This is a genomic window from Ralstonia sp. 1B3 (genome assembly GCF_036631435.1).
Genome location: NZ_JAPNUG010000002.1, coordinates 36,641 through 51,516 on the forward strand (window position 1 = coordinate 36,641; position 14,876 = coordinate 51,516).

13 protein-coding genes and 2 pseudogenes are annotated in these 14,876 nt (G+C 55.9%); 9 read left to right on the top strand and 6 right to left on the bottom strand.

Annotated elements, in window-relative coordinates; genetic code table 11:
* The first annotated feature begins 12 nt into the window (after positions 1-12).
* Entirely contained in the window at positions 13-651 is a 639-nt protein-coding gene (locus tag OWR21_RS00375; RefSeq protein ID WP_027678550.1) for a LysE family translocator, read from the top strand.
* Positions 652-669: 18 nt separating this feature from the next.
* Positions 670-870, top strand: a complete 201-nt coding sequence (locus tag OWR21_RS00380; protein ID WP_027678551.1) for a hypothetical protein — start codon at positions 670-672, stop codon at positions 868-870.
* 71 nt (positions 871-941) lie between these two features.
* Here OWR21_RS00380 and OWR21_RS00385 read toward each other — a convergent pair.
* Positions 942-1,284 (bottom strand): annotated as a pseudogene (locus OWR21_RS00385) (IS3 family transposase); the annotation flags it as partial.
* A 46-nt stretch (positions 1,285-1,330) separates the two neighbouring features.
* On the opposite strand from OWR21_RS00385, the gene OWR21_RS00390 reads away from it, so the two are divergent.
* Positions 1,331-1,606: a hypothetical protein gene (locus OWR21_RS00390; protein WP_316871984.1), complete on the top strand. Its 276-nt coding sequence runs from the start codon at positions 1,331-1,333 to the stop codon at positions 1,604-1,606.
* A gap of 64 nt (positions 1,607-1,670) precedes the next feature.
* Here the strand turns inward: OWR21_RS00390 and OWR21_RS00395 are convergent, their stop codons facing one another.
* The 5 genes from OWR21_RS00395 to OWR21_RS00415 form a co-directional block, all read right to left on the bottom strand.
* Positions 1,671-2,597 (bottom strand): hypothetical protein, encoded by a 927-nt coding sequence (locus OWR21_RS00395; RefSeq protein WP_231479577.1) that lies wholly within the window; start codon positions 2,595-2,597, stop codon positions 1,671-1,673.
* The gene (locus OWR21_RS00400) at positions 2,576-3,487 is read right to left on the bottom strand and encodes a hypothetical protein (RefSeq protein WP_231479578.1); all 912 of its coding nucleotides are present in this window, start codon (positions 3,485-3,487) and stop codon (positions 2,576-2,578) included. The genes OWR21_RS00395 and OWR21_RS00400 overlap by 22 nt, the downstream gene beginning before the upstream one ends.
* 617 nt (positions 3,488-4,104) lie before the next feature.
* Positions 4,105-5,739, bottom strand: a complete 1,635-nt coding sequence (locus OWR21_RS00405; protein ID WP_027678555.1) for an anti-phage dCTP deaminase — start codon at positions 5,737-5,739, stop codon at positions 4,105-4,107.
* 123 nt (positions 5,740-5,862) lie between these two features.
* On the bottom strand, positions 5,863-6,639 hold the full coding sequence (locus OWR21_RS00410; RefSeq protein WP_332394316.1) for a metallophosphoesterase: 777 nt from the start codon (positions 6,637-6,639) through the stop codon (positions 5,863-5,865).
* 12 nt (positions 6,640-6,651) lie between these two features.
* Positions 6,652-7,872 carry an AAA family ATPase gene (locus OWR21_RS00415; RefSeq protein WP_027678557.1) on the bottom strand — a complete coding sequence of 407 codons (1,221 nt, stop codon included), beginning with the start codon at positions 7,870-7,872 and terminating at the stop codon, positions 6,652-6,654.
* 891 nt (positions 7,873-8,763) lie between these two features.
* Here OWR21_RS00415 and OWR21_RS12525 point away from each other — a divergent pair.
* The 6 genes and pseudogenes from OWR21_RS12525 to OWR21_RS00440 all read left to right on the top strand — a co-directional run.
* Positions 8,764-8,982 (top strand): annotated as a pseudogene (locus OWR21_RS12525) (TnsA endonuclease N-terminal domain-containing protein); the annotation flags it as partial.
* Positions 8,983-9,114: 132 nt separating this feature from the next.
* Complete coding sequence (locus OWR21_RS00420; protein WP_332394318.1) at positions 9,115-9,336, top strand: hypothetical protein; 222 nt, start codon at positions 9,115-9,117, stop codon at positions 9,334-9,336.
* Between the two features lie 94 nt (positions 9,337-9,430).
* Positions 9,431-10,099 (top strand): hypothetical protein, encoded by a 669-nt coding sequence (locus OWR21_RS00425; RefSeq protein ID WP_332394319.1) that lies wholly within the window; start codon positions 9,431-9,433, stop codon positions 10,097-10,099.
* A gap of 139 nt (positions 10,100-10,238) precedes the next feature.
* Positions 10,239-11,504 carry a Mu transposase C-terminal domain-containing protein gene (locus OWR21_RS00430; RefSeq protein ID WP_332394320.1) on the top strand — a complete coding sequence of 422 codons (1,266 nt, stop codon included), beginning with the start codon at positions 10,239-10,241 and terminating at the stop codon, positions 11,502-11,504.
* Positions 11,501-13,006: an ATP-binding protein gene (locus OWR21_RS00435; RefSeq protein WP_051530832.1), complete on the top strand. Its 1,506-nt coding sequence runs from the start codon at positions 11,501-11,503 to the stop codon at positions 13,004-13,006. Before OWR21_RS00430 ends, OWR21_RS00435 begins: the two co-directional genes overlap by 4 nt.
* 4 nt (positions 13,007-13,010) lie before the next feature.
* Positions 13,011-14,846, top strand: coding sequence for a TnsD family Tn7-like transposition protein (locus OWR21_RS00440; protein WP_332394323.1), 1,836 nt, complete (start codon positions 13,011-13,013; stop codon positions 14,844-14,846).
* The last annotated feature ends 30 nt before the right edge of the window (positions 14,847-14,876 follow it).

Below are 14,876 nucleotides of genomic sequence, written 5' to 3' on the forward strand. Positions count from 1 at the left end.
AGGAGCCCTGCAATGATTAACTTTTCCGTCTTGCCCTACTTTTTGCTAACGGTGGCGCTGGTTGTCGCCATACCCGGGCCCAACACCATCTATGTGTCGACGGCAAGCGCCAGCCAGGGCTTCAAGTTTGGTCTTGCGTCGTGCTTCGGCATCATGCTGGGAACACTCGTTCATGTGTCCTTTGCCGCAGTAGGCATCACCGCGCTGCTGATGGCGTCACCAACCCTTTTAGGCGTGACCAAATTGCTCGGGGCCTCTTACCTCATCTATTTGGGGGTCAAGTCGATCACCAAAACGGTCACCGATACCGATGCCGTTCGTCAAACCTCTCTCGGCCTGGGCGAATCCATCAAGAAGGGGTTCCTCGTCAATTTGCTGAACCCAAAGACTGCCCTTTTCATCGCCGCTTTCCTGCCCCAGTTTGTTGACCCCGCCTCTCGAAACATTCCCCTTCAAATCTTCTCTCTGGGCGTCATCCTGATCGTGATCGGCGGCCTCAGCGACATCCTTTACGCCGCAGCGGCCAGCAAGATTGGAAAGATGGTCGCCAACACTCGCAGGACGCGCAGCGTTGGAAAATATGTGACGGGGGTCATCTACATTGGGCTGGGCATCGTGGCCGCCACAACTTCGAACGGCTCAACGAAGTAGCACCGACGGGAGCGGGGCATGTGCTACTCCGCCCAGATCGAAGCCGACTATCGACGGTTCGTACACGAGTACGGCGCCATCATGTCGCTCGACGACTTCACGCGGATGGTGGTCGAGTACTTCGCCAACCCAACGGTGCGCGTCCCGAAGGCAATGACCGTGCATTTCCTCAAATCGCCCGAGACCGACGAAGAAAAGAAAATCGCCAGGGTCACCTGAACTCGTGACCCTTACAATCGGCTGCCCCGCCGTGCCTTGCTGTTGGGGGCGCGGCAGAAATCTTGAACTGGTTACGCAAAGATTCCAAGGCTCCTGCGGTACTCGACTGGCTCAGAGAGCCCAGTGAAATCTTGATCCGCTTTTTTTGTTACAGCGGATATAGGCGTCCAGAGCCTGGATGAACTGCTCGATGGTTGTGGACTGCCAGTTCCGAGGATAGAACAGTTCGGTTTTGAGCCGGCCGAAGCATCCTTCGCATGCCGCATTGTCAGGTTAGTAACCCTTGCGCGACACGGAGCGCACCAGCTTCGCATCGGCAATGCGCGTCAATCAGCCTGGCCAGCGATAGTGGGCGCCACGGTTGGAGTGCACGACAGGCCGTGCGCTGCTGGATGCAACCGTCTCGATTGCAGCAGCCGCCCGCGAAATCAAGGAACTCATCGAAGCATCTACCACCACGGTGGATGCCGGTTCCCAGCAGGCTGTGGAGATCAGGGGCCTTATGCATGAAGTTCGGACGTCGACCGGGCGCGTCTCGGAGATCGTGACAGAGATTGCTGCAGCGTCCGACGAGCAGACTAGAGGGATTGAGCAGGTGAATGTCGCGGTTGCGGAGATGGGCGAGGTAACTCAGCGGAACGCTGTACTCGTTGAGGAGGCTGCCGCTGCAGCAAACTCTCTGGAGGAGCAGGCCGATCTGCTCCGCAACAAGGTCTCGATCTTCAAACTGCAATAACCGTAAATCGCATTATGAGCGCTGCCTGCGCCGCCGTATGGCGGGCAGCGCGGCGCACACTTGGCTAGATCGAGAACACGGCTGAAGACCTGGTGTCGATGCTGGCGCGCTCATCTAGCTCTTCAAGTATGCGCGCACCCTCAGCAGGGTCTCTCGCTTCAATGAGGGACATTTTCTTTTGTGCGCTCATGAACCGAAGTCGCTCAAGAAGTTCCCGCGCGACCGCCTCCGCCTCCTTGGACAGGGACTCAGCAAGCGCAGCGGTGTTGACCAAGATGGATGGTTGCGCTGGAGCAGCATTGCGCAACAGCGTCGCCGCAATATCTAACTCGAACATCTTGCTCTCCGCCTCTTTCTGCAAGGCGAGCAAGTGGGACGCCGACTGCGGAAGGCTGGTCACTTGGACGAGATGCTGATTGTGTGCATAGTCGAGCGTAATCTCAGGGGCGCCAGGCCATTCGACTTTCCGATTGAAGCGGGCGCGCCTTTCACTCTCCTCACGCGAGAATGCCGATCGCACCGATCGAAGAAACCGACTCGTAGGGACGGTGTTTCGCTGCACCGTTTCAAGCTCATCGACGTATGTGTCTCTCGTCCCAAACGCTGACAGCATCCGCACTGCAGTGTCTATCACCTGTGTTTTCGAGTATCCACGCACACGGGCTTCTTTCCCCACGATAAAGCCATCGAACGGCGCCGATAGTTCCGCGAGGTGCGATCCGTCTAGCAATTGCTGATGAACGAATCGGGCAACGTGCTCGAGGATGCCATACGCCGACGCCGCTCTCTTGGCGCCAAGCATCGCCTTTAGTTGCTGCTGTCGAAACGCGATATGGGTGGATGCATCTCCCATGACGGGAGCTTCATACCGAAGAGCCACCACGGCAACAAATCGCTCACCGGTCGACTCGTTCGGCTGCCAGAGCAACGGCACCGCATGCGCAGCAAAAGGCGGCGCTCCCCAAACGCTCAATTCGTCGAAGTGTCCCAAAGCGCCTCCGCATTCGGCTTCTTGAGCCGCGCCTCTATGTGTAATGCCAATGGTTCAAGACGCAAGGCGATCAAATCGACAATCAACGCTGCCATCTCGATCGTTTCAGATATCCGGCCCGGTGCCAAATGCCACTTCCTCATCTCGATCGCTAGGATCTTGAGCCTCTGCGCATGGCGGAGTAACCGCTGCGCTTCTTGCTCAACGCCGTGATCCTTTGGCCGGCGTTTGACCACCTGCTCAAGTAGCTGATTGACTTTCGCTGTGTGCTCGATGATCTGCGCCCTTGCCTGACTATCAGTGTCGATGGACGCATAGAGCTTCGAGAGGGGTTGAAGGGCTAGGTTGTGATCGAAAAGCCACCATTTCGTCCCATCGAAAAGCAGATTCTGCACATGTCGATCAGGGTTGGCTACCAATTCGTCCCAAGCAGAGCCGGACGGCCCCACCTTCTCTTGACAGACTTGGTCCCAAATATACTCCGCCGCTTGTCCACCTTGATCTGCTCGTCGAGCAATGAATTGGTCTTCTGCTTGAAACAAGCTGCCAAAAAGCAAGACCGGGCCTGTTGTGAGGCCTACGGGGCGCGAAGGGAGATCATCAAGGTCCGCGAGGACAAGCGCAGGTCGGGGGACTGGAAGATTCAGAACCTGTGAAGCGAGCCCACAGGCTAGTTCGATGTCAATCTGGCCGGCATTCGGCAAATGCTTAACGACAACAGGAATGCCAGGCTCGTCGGCTCGGGGCACTCCTGCTAGACCTTTCCAGGCATGGTTTAGATGCTTCCCGCGCAGTTTCTCCGCTACCCCTAGCAAGCGATAGATCGGAGGACGGGAAACCAGCTCCTGCAAATCAGCGGGAACACTCTTCTTCGGATTGCTCGTCGACATAGCTCACCCCCGTGAACTCTCCAAATATCGTCGCGAAACAACCGCTCGTCAAACCGGCCAAGCCGTTCTTCGATGCAATGACCTCGGAGATACGACAACGCAGTCCTGAGCAGATCGCGCGAATGGAAAGTGCTATGAGACTAATTAGAGAGGAACGGTCATGAGTGCGCGTTCCTGCTTCGGTGCGAGGAGTGATCTGGACAACCAGGTGGACAAATGACACTACAGAGCACGATACAGCAGCTCGACTAAACTTCCGTTGCTGGGCTACGGTTAGCCCATCCCAACGCATCGCGCGCGGGAGGCTCACGAGTGTCACGCACGTTTAGTAGCCAAAAGCAATCGAGGCCACCCCATTGGTGACCTCGATTCGTCGAACTTAGAACTGCCACGCGCGACGTAGCACACGTTCCAGTAATTCCGCCTCTCGCTCCGATGCTCTCTTTCGCTCCCGGTCAGCGGCGCTTGGCAAATGCAGAATGTCTGCAGTCCTTACGGCGTTCGGCAGATGCTGACCGGCAGAGTGTTGCCCAAGAGCCCCAACCGTAACAGGCTCTTGAGGTGGTCCGAAATTGAGCGGCAGTTGCTTATCTCGATCCATGTTAACCCGCAAGTGCTCACTTATCTTCGTCTGAGCCATCATTCTGGCCGGCGCTAGCGCCGACAGCAGGAGTGGCCTGTGGCTGGCGGGATTGTAGACTACGGACCGCCAAAGCCTCAAGCGTTGGAATCGCCTCGAGGGTGATGGCGGTTACAGGATACGCCGCTCGCACCCTCATCTTTCCGCTAACTGGGTCCTTTCGCCCTCCATCATGCGTGGAGAAAAATTTCAGAAAGCGAGAAGGCGCTACGCCATCGAAGGGCAAGATCCGGACTTTTGTGCTGTCGCCTTCACGCTCCGTGATCGCGTCGGCATGCAACTTAGTCGCCAAGCTCTTTCGATATGGTTCGAGGAAGTACACCTCTGTAATTCCGGCCGCGACAATATGGCGCGCACATGAGTGGCAGGGGTAAGTGGTCACAAACAGCTTGCCGCCACGCACTTGGGAACCATGTACTGCGCCCGCGTTGAGCAATGCGTGCATCTCGGCATGGACCGCCCTCGAAAATTCGATCAGCCCACGCAGTTGGCTGTCCCGGCGAATTATTTTGAAGGCGTCTTCTCGCTTGGCGTCATCGATGATCCCGCCGACGACCATGCGATCCACCACGGCACTCGCGATGAGGTCCTTCTCCTCATCATTGAAGCAGTGACCTCCGTCTATGTTCCAGCATCGGTGATCTCCATCAACAGAGTCAGCAACATCTTGGGCTTCGTAGAGGCCGCCAAACGGGCGAGGAACATCGTTCCAACCCACAGACAAGACTTCTCCTTTCTCGCCGATGAGCGCTGCTCCCACTTGGCGAGATAGGCATGCTGAGTTGCGCGCCGCAGAGTACGCCGCGTACATCGCACGCTCATTTGGTGTGGGCGTTGCAATACGTGTTCCAAGCATTAGATCAAGGAAGCGCTTGACCCTGGCGTGCAACTGCGAGTCTGTACCTGCGTCGGCACGAAGGAAGAAATCGGATTGAGGAAACGTGTCTCCCACTTGCTGCCCATAGTCGACCTCCTCTCCAGAATCACGATCGATTAATTGGTGGACGTGATCCCCCCTGTTGGTACGTTTCGACAACTTCTCGATACGCATCTCAATAGGTGTGTAGACACCAATAACATGCAGCATGTCGCCATACACCGATCGCAGAAGTCGAAGTTCGTCAACGTTCTTGATGGAATCGATGATGTGGCAACTCGGGATGGAGAAAATGGGCCTCAGATCCTCATCGGAGTCGGTTTCGTCGAAAAGACTAGCTTGCTCCTTACTGTGGTCTACGTTCAGACCTTCGCGCGCGATAGTGATCTGGTTGATTGCGATCCGAGCAAGGTATGCATTGCCATGCTTCTTTCGCAACTCATTCCCTGCTTCGATTAGTTGCCTTGTTGAGCAGTTCTGGTTTTTAAGGCCAGCGAGTTCTCTGATCTCGTCGCTGAGGCGGATGATAGAGACATGCTCGTAGTTGTAATCCGTACCTTTGAGTAGCTTCTCGAATGTTTTTGCCACCTCATGCAGCGGCGTACCCATTGGCCCACACAGAGCAATCACAATCTCGGCGGTGCGAGATTTGTCTATCGCATTCTGGTCATCAAATGCTCCTGTGTTGCGAGGTGCCCTCTTCGACGTAAGCTCAACCAGGTTCGATTTCGACATGCCCCCCTTTAGGACTGATTTTTGAGGTTAAGCATAGCCTGAATCTGCTCGCCCTAGCGTGTGGTGATGGGGCGCCGCCGCGCAAGCCATTGCACCACTAGGCATGGGAACAGACTCACACCCTCAGAAATTCAGAACAAGCCCCGCATCAAATTCGAGATTTTCAGCACCCCTTCCTTTGGGGGCATAACCTCTCGGGTTGCAGACGACCCGACATTCCCCCACGGTGTAGTCAAAACTGTCATGCATATGACCATGGATCCATAGGTTCGCTAGCTGGACAACGCTTTCCATACGACTGGCGTACGCCGGCGTGAGAGGGTCATCCTGGTACTGGGGCGCTACGCTTTGCCCTGATGGCGCGTGGTGAGTGATAACAACGCGCTTACGCTGCGCAGGAGCCATCAGTTCATTGTTCAACCACTGTCGCGCAGCGATATGCATCTGAATCGTGTCCCTCGGCTGGAGCTTTCGGAACACGCCACGCGCCTCAAAGCGGATCGAACCCGTGAAGTCACTCATGCCCCTCGCGGCATAGCCCTCTGCCGAAAGTACGCTCTGTTCTGTGCCACGGTACAGCGCGAAATCTGTCCAAAGTGTCGCACCTAGAAACTCCACATCCCCGATCGTAATCTTGTCCATGTCGAGCAGATGAACGTTCGGCGTCGCCGCGCATGCCACACGCAGGTCGCGAAGCACTCGACTGTGCTCCCCTTTGTAGAACTCATGGTTGCCGGGCACATAGATGACGGGAAGGCCTTTGCTCTGAGCTTCGATCCACGGGATGCCTCGGGTACCGAGGTGAATATCGCCAGCAAGCACGATGACATCGACACCAGTGGTGTCGATGTTGAGCAACGAGAACTCACGATGGAGGTCACTCAGGATCAGGAGGTTCATTGTTGGCGACTCCTAGTTCCCTGCATTAGATCGGCTGCCCGCTACGAAACCGATCGATTGTGCCCCGACACGCTTTGGCATCATCGGCACGGCGATGAGCTTGCCTGACGCCATCGCTGTAGCGAACGCATCTTGTACCAAACGATGTGTCTTGCGAAGATCGAGATCACTCCGTTCGGCAAGGGCATCAGCAGCGTGGATATCCAACTCGATGCGACGGCCCGTTGCGCGTTGCAACCGCTGAGCCTCGGCCAGAATGATTTGCAGCCTTTGTTCGGGGTCAGGCGCGCGGATATCGAAAACCTCCACTCGACTTAAGAGAGCGGGCGGCACGGCGTCGACATCATTGGCTGTTAGGACACAGATGATCCGGCTCGCGTCAAACGGCATGCGTAGAAACGCGTCCTGGGACGCGCACGCCGTTTCAGTATCCAGCAAATCGAGTAGCACCGGAGTGACCGGGTAGCGGCCATCATCGCCAATCTTGTCCACCTCATCCAGGACGAGAACGGGTGTCGCAGAGCTTCCTTTTGCCAGCATGTCGAAGATCATCCCTGGCCGAGCGCTCCGCCAAGCGCTGTCGCCGCCGGTCAGTTGGAAATTGGCCTGCGCGCTTCCAGCCGACCACTTCTGCATGGGCACCCCCAAGATCTCGGCCAACTGCAACGCGAACTGGGTCTTGCCAACTCCAGGCTCACCCGTCAGCAGAATCGGTCGAACACGAAAGTCTTTCGCCCGCATGGCAGCGGCAAGCGTCAGATCAATCGTTAACTTCTGGATTGGCTCACGCAGATTGCCCAGCGAGCTGTGGGCTTCTTTGAGCTTCTTCAGGGCTGGTTGGATGCGAGGCAGTTCACGGTATCCATCGTTGGTAGCAGCCTGCTCCAACAATGCCTTTGCGTGCTTCTGCTGATAGCGATCAGCCGTTTGCAGGTTTGCGCTGGCTTGCTCCAGCGCCTCCTGTGCAAAGACGTGAATATGCCGGCCCCTGGTCCGGCGGCGCGCCGGCACTACTTCTGTCGCCGCGACTGTAGGTGGTTGTGGCGAGCGGGATTCGGGCTCATCCTCCTTGACCTCAGCAAGATCCACTTTGGCTTGTTCGGCAGCATCAAGGACCGTGTACGTGGTCGACGGGACGAGTAGCGCCCACGATGCCGGGCTGCGCAGTACGGCAAGCTCCCTCAAGGGAACAAATCCAGGCGGGTACTCCGGTGACTTTCGGGGAACGTTCAAGATGTTTCTCCATACGCGAACTGGCGGCGTGTCGCCGCAGATGTCTAGCCGGCTCTATGCCGGGACAAATAGGGGCTGGGAATCAGCCTGCTATTCGCGTGCTGGTTCGCTCACGATGAGCGAACGCGCGGCTGCCGAAACCGACCGCTAGGATTGATTGGTGACGGTGGATACGCTGGGCAGCCATGGAGAAGTGCGTGCGAGATGGAATCTGCGTTGCTATGTTCTTCGACCATACAACATCAACCGGGTTGGGTCTATTGAAAAATCATGGCAACCGACTAGGCAACCTTTTCCAAACTAGAAATCAACAATCCCGAGAAAATCCGGACTTTAATCATGAATAGATATCAAAAATGATACAAAAAAATATAAGCACCTTTTTTTGCATATTTAATCCGATCGGGATACGCTTTTAGAAAGTGAGAAGCGAGCTCTCTGCGCACAAAGCGCCATCAGAAATAGACGTGTCGAGTCAACTCGACGATGCAGCTTGGACACATGGCGACTACTGCTGAGCGAGTTGCCTCTCAGGGTCGAGGATTGCCGTTAGACGTAAGACCCTACGACAACCGCCGTAGCCAAGTAGAACTAGCCTGATCAAGCAATGAAAAAGCGTCGCAACATCACGACTATCGATATAGAGCGATGGCGGGACGCTGGGCTTGGCTCGGGAACAGGCCCCGGCTATCGACCGTGGCTCACGATCCGAGACGTGCCATCCAGCGGCCGCAAGAGTCGACCGTGGGGTTTCACCACCAGCCGCCTCCATCATCTACTGTCTGACATCGAACTCCATTTCTTCCTTTACGCCGATTTCGCCGAGGAGGTGCTGGACATACGCGAACAGTTCCCACTGTTCCCGCAAGAAAAACCGCGGGTCTCTCAGAAATGCTTGGCATACGACACCCCCAGTACCCCGGCACTTCAACGCTAACGGTTATCACGACCGACTTTCTTCTGACCCTTCGAGGGCCTTCGGGAAAAATCGAGCACCGCGCATACAGCATCAAATCGTCAAGCGAGCTTCAGAGCAGGAAACGAAAACGCGTCCTCGAAAAACTGCGACTCGAACAGGAGTACTGGCTTTCTCGTGGAATACCGTGGACCTTGGTTACCGAACGTGAGTTTGATCGCGTTCGGATCATGAATCTCGAATGGCTAAGCTACCTTGCGTATCCCGAACCGGTATGCCTTACACCCCTCATCCCCCGATTCTTACGGTTCGTACAGCATCGCTGGATGAAAGATATCCCGCTGCAGGTGTTGCTTGAGGCAACAGCGAACGAACTGCAGCTCACCCGGCATGACGCCGACCGACTGTTTCGTCACTGCGTTTGGCAACATCTCATCGAGATCGATATGACCGCAGACATCGGACCACGTCATCCCGTCATCGTGCGTCATGTGCGCCACTTTGCCTCGGAGATAGATGATGGCGACACCACAAAGCTTAGCGCTTAACCAAGTCTTAGTTTCAACCCCAAGCATTGGCTCTCCTAGGTTCACGCATCCTCAAAGAATACTCTGGCTGGATGCACCGGCCGATCTCATCGTCATGATCGGCATCGAACCGAAGCTCAAGCAGCCTCGCGCATTCTGTTACGGCAAGATCAAAGAGGCCTTGGATTCAGGGCTGTTGGCTATTGTGCAGATGCGGCCACGCCCATTTGCATTGAGAGACCTAGACGCCATCCCCGCCAGGTATGTCGAGATGCGAGACCGGTTATGGTCGATCATCGCTCCGTTGGTCGATGAGCAATACATCCCGGACATTTTTGACGACGAAGCTCGTGGTCGCATTATCAGCCTGCGGGCAAGGCAACTTGGCATTGCCGCAAAATCGGTACGGCGACCACTCTATCGCTACTGGGCGCACGGGAACAGCAAGGCTGCACTCATCCCTTTCTATGATCTCTGCGGACCACAGGGAACGCGACAAGAACGCAAGCAGAAAGCAGGATCTGCAAAACGTGGACGGCGCCCCGATCGATTGCTGTCAACCGACGATGCAAGCCTTCTCGGTGTTGCCGTGGCCGATGTCCGGGAACGGATTGTCGCCGGCATTACTCAGTTCTATAAGGGGTACATCGCGCATGAAGGCGTGGCGCGACACCAAAACGAAGTACTTCAGTGCCGGCTACGTTCAACAAGGCAGTATCTCTGTACCAATCGAACCCGCTCCTCATCAAGCGCCATCGTATCGGCAGTTCAACCGCGTTATTGAAGAGCTGAATCTGGACCTATCTATCACCAAACGCAATGTTGACACGTCCACCTGGAATCTCCGCATGCGTGGTGTGATGGGTTCATCGCGGCGGCACGTTTTCGGACCGTGTGCACGGTTTGAGATCGACGCCACTCTGATGGACATCTATCTCGTTTCTGTGTTCAACCGTGCCTGGATAATCGGCCGCCCTGTTCTATACGTCGTTGTTGATGTCTTCTCCGGAATGGTCGTCGGGTTCTATCTTGGCCTTGAGGGACCGAGCTGGGAAGGTGCCCGCCTAGCCCTCTTTAACGCGTTCACTGACAAGGTCACCTTCTGCAAGGACTTCGGTGTTGAGATCACGCAGGAAATGTGGCCCTGCCACCATCTGCCACGATATCTGTTGGGAGACAACGGAGAGCTGTGCGGCCTGGCAGCCGACGATCTTTCGGGCACCCTCGGCATTTGCCCGCAAAACGCCGCAGTGCAACGAGGCGACTGGAAGCCGAACGTCGAGCAACAGTTCCGCCTGACAAATCTTGAGCAAGTTAATTTTCTGCCAGGAGCCATCAATGCGAGGGAGAGAGAGGTTAAGAAGCGCGGATATGCAATGGATGCTTGCCTAAATCTTCCCGAACTCACCAGCATTCTGATTCGCCGATTTATCCGGTTCAATCACTCCAATTACAACGCCGGCCGTTTGCCGGAAGCAATGCTTGGCCAGAACCTCACTGACGCCACACCGACGGCAGTGTGGAACTGGGGGCTATCGAACCTGACTGGTGGCGCCAACATACGGAGTCGCCACGAGGTTTGGACAAATCTGCTACCCAAAGGAACCGCGTCGGTTCGGCCGAATGGACTTCGCTTCGAATCCCGACACTATACGAATGCTCGCTTGGAGCGCGAAGAGCAGTTCGCGCGCGTACGTATAAGGGGACGATACGGTCACGTGGAAGTTCGACACCTGCCGTACGCGCCATCGACGATCTGGATTCGAAATGAAGAAGAAGGAGAGTGGGAAGCTTGCTACCTCGTCGATCGCGAAGAGCAGTTCAAAATTGCTCGTATCGAAGAGCTTTGGGACCGAATCAAGTTGCTGAATGCTGCCTCGGAGCGCAAGGCAAATGACACGCGCTCACGGAATGCGCAATACAGCGCGGAATGCGAGGAGATTGTTTCGAACGCAAAACAGGAGGCCAGTGCGGCGCGTAAGGGCATGACAAAGTCCGAGGCCCTGCGCAACATTGGCGGGAACCGTGCCTTCGAAAAATCAGGACAGCGTATCGACAGGACGCGAGAGGAAATACTCTCACGGCAAACGGCGCTCGATGCTCGACGAAAGCCGGCCAATGTGGTCCCCATCAAGAACGCCCGGCGCGGCGCCGATCCGCTGGACGACATTTGGACGGTGGAATCATGAGTCACCTTGCTGGCACCCTCGCGACTTACCGTGAACAGGCGATTGAGGAGTATCGCAACAACCCGCTGATCGCAGCACTTCCGGACATCTATTCGGAGCGGGATGCAACCGTTGCAATGCTCGTCCGTCCGAAATTTGACCCTGCTGAGCGGCAGCTTCCGGCAGAACAGCGCTGGCACCTGCTCGCACGCTTGAAGCACGTTGTGGTGCCGCGACCAAAGTACTATGAAATCGAGCGAACGGTATCGCGACTCATCCGGGCTGGGTACGTCATGCGTAACCCTTTGCAAGCGGATACTTGGCGCCGCGTTTACCACGCCAACACTCATACCGAAGGCCGTTCAAGAATATCGAGTTCATCGGACCAACTCATGGCTGCTGACTCGAAGGCCACCATCGTCGGTCTTAGTGGAATTGGGAAGACCACTGCGATCGACGCAGTGCTACGCACTTACCCCGATCAAGTCGTCCGCCACGAGCTCTATCACGGATCGCGCCTTCCAATTACGCAGATCGTTTGGCTGAAAGTGACCTGCCCCGAGAATGGATCGATTTCAAGCTTCTGCAGAGAGTTCGCACGACAACTAGATCATGCGCTTGCTATAGATAAGTACGAACGCATGTACTCGCGCAGCAAGCTCACTCGTGATGAGCTTGAGGGCATGATGCGTCAGCACTCGGCAACCTATTTTTTGGGACTGCTTGTCATTGATGAAATCCAACGATTGGATCTCGCCAAAACACAAGGCGCTGCACCGTTGCTTGATTTCATTCAGGACTTACGTGAGCAATTGAAGGTACCGACTGTCCTTGTCGGTACCTACAAGGCTATACGACTCTTTAAGCGCGAATTGAAAGATGCTCGCCGCGCGTCGGAAAGTGGTCTGATAGATATTGAGGTCCCAAGTTCGCATGACGATGCCGACTGGGTCAAGTTCGTCAGGCGCTTGTGGACGTATCAGTGGACGCAAAAACCAACGGAACTCGATGAAGAGTTGTTCTACACCTTCTACGATCTCACGCAAGGTATCACGGACATCCTAGTTATCTTGTTCAAGCTAGCGCAGCAACGCGCCATGCTCGACGGTTCAGAAACGCTGACGGTCGAATGCGTCCGTGCCACATACAACGAGCAGCTCGTGCTACTGCATCCGGCGATAGATGCGTTGCGTAGCAATACGGACGAGTCGCTGACAAAGTTTGAGGATCTCCTTCCACCCAGTCGTAGTGTGATCGAGCGTGCGACAGCCACTTCGCTAGCAGCGAATATCGATGCACGCCTTGACGAGTTGATGGGAGTACGGAGCCACGAGATGGCTACACCTATTTCGCCGGAAGATACCCGCAAGAGTGGAAAGCGACGCCCACAGCCAGAACTTCATGAGAACGACCTTCGGAGCGCCGCACAGTCCGATGATGTATATGGGACCCTAAAGCGAGCCGGAGCTATCGCAGACATAACACTGTTTGGGGAAGCGCTTCCGTCTGCTGACCCGGAGTAGTTCAATGCGGTCTCTCGACATCATGACTGCGCCCGACGAAACGGTATTCGGCATCGCGGCGCGACAGCACCGTCTAAGTGGCAATCGTTCGTCAAACGACTCCCTGCTCGAGCTGTTCGGGTCGGATCGCGTTATTCCTGCCAGTCTACTGCCAGGCCATCTCGGGCGGCTGTTCGACTACCTGGGCATGGCTGATCGTTCGCCATATTCCTCGATAGTCGACCGGCATACCGTCCTTCCCTACTGGAGATTGTTTGTTCCAGTCGATCGCTACGGAGCCGTGCAGTCATCAATGTGGCTGACAGCCGCAACTGGCTTGAAACTCTCGCTCGGGCTCATCAGCAGCCGACTCGGTGGCGCAAGTACGCTGCGATACTGTGACGGCTGTGCCGAAGCAGATCTCGCAAACCTAGGGGTAGCGACCTGGCACCGAATACACCAACTGCCCGGGGTACTGATGTGCCCGAATCATGTACTAGCGTTGAATGAATGCCATCACCTGTCGCAGCACATTCATCGCCACACGCTATTTCTGCCTGACGAGCGACTGGTTCCGTTCAATCGTCCGGCACATGACCTGCCAGAGGCCACCAAAGCCCAGCTAGTTCGTCTGGCCTCGCTTGGCACTGAACTACTGAACTCGCCCTCAGAAACTGCACTGCAGGCACTTGCCCTACGTGAGCGATACCTCGTTTGGCTGGGCAACTACGGCCTGCTCACATCTGGAAAGAGAGTATGTATCGTAGCATTACAGCGGCACGTTATGAATTACTGGGAACCAGTTTCCGGTACCGAGCCGTTTGCCACTCTATTCGCTTCGATTCGTGATGACCACAGTTGGTTGACCACCCTCGTCCGGAAGCAACGCGCGATACATCACCCGCTGAAGCATCTCTTACTGATCGGATCGCTCGCTCCATCGGTTAATGCGTTTCTTTACGAAAGAGTATCCACGAGTGCACCATCTGGGGTATGGCGCCAGCCGGCGGCCCTCAATGATTCTTCCGTAGTAGCCGATGCGCTCCGGCTTATGGAAAGCGAAGGATATTCCGCACGCCATACCGCTCATGAGTTGAGTGTCGGTATCCATACAATCCTCACGATCGCCCACCGCCACGGCGTTAGGGTTGCTCGGCGCAGTAAGCGGGTCTTTGCTGCTCAGCGCGACGCAATAAGACTATTGCTCCGCAAAGGTACCCCGTTGGCTGAGACCGCACATCGACTGGGAATATCCGTATCTACGGCCAGTCGCGTCCTCGCCGAAGATTGCGACCTTCAACGCGTTCGCAGGAAGGTTCAGCGGTCTTTGCGACGCGATGAAAGTAGGCATTGCATGATCGCTGCGCTCGAGAACCACCCCATTCCTTCACCAAGCGAGCTACGCCGGCGAATACCGGCTTGCTACATGTGGCTGTACCGGAATGATCATGCGTGGCTTATTGAGCGCTTGCTGGATTTGCCTCCCGCAACAAGAGCGCCGAAGAGCTGTGTCGACTGGAATATGCGGGATGCTCACTTAGCGAAAGCCATTCGATCGACGGTGCAAGCGATACGTGTCTCCGAAGAGGCGCCGGTCAGAATTACGCTGCGTGAGTTGGGACGACGTACTGGCCATGTGTCCTGGCTGGAAAAGCATCGTGCCAAGCTGCCAATCTGCAACATCCTCCTTGAGGACGTGCTTGAGTCCGTTCCCGAGTTTCAAGCTAGACGCTTGGAATGGTGGAACCAACAGCTAACCAATGAGGAAGGAATCTCGCCTCCGCCGTCACGGCTGCGCCGTCTCGCGGGCATCCCTAGCCGTCACCGTGTGTACGACGTTGGTAACCGCGTCCCACACTAGAAAAGACGCGCTCTGGGCATGGCCCCTCCC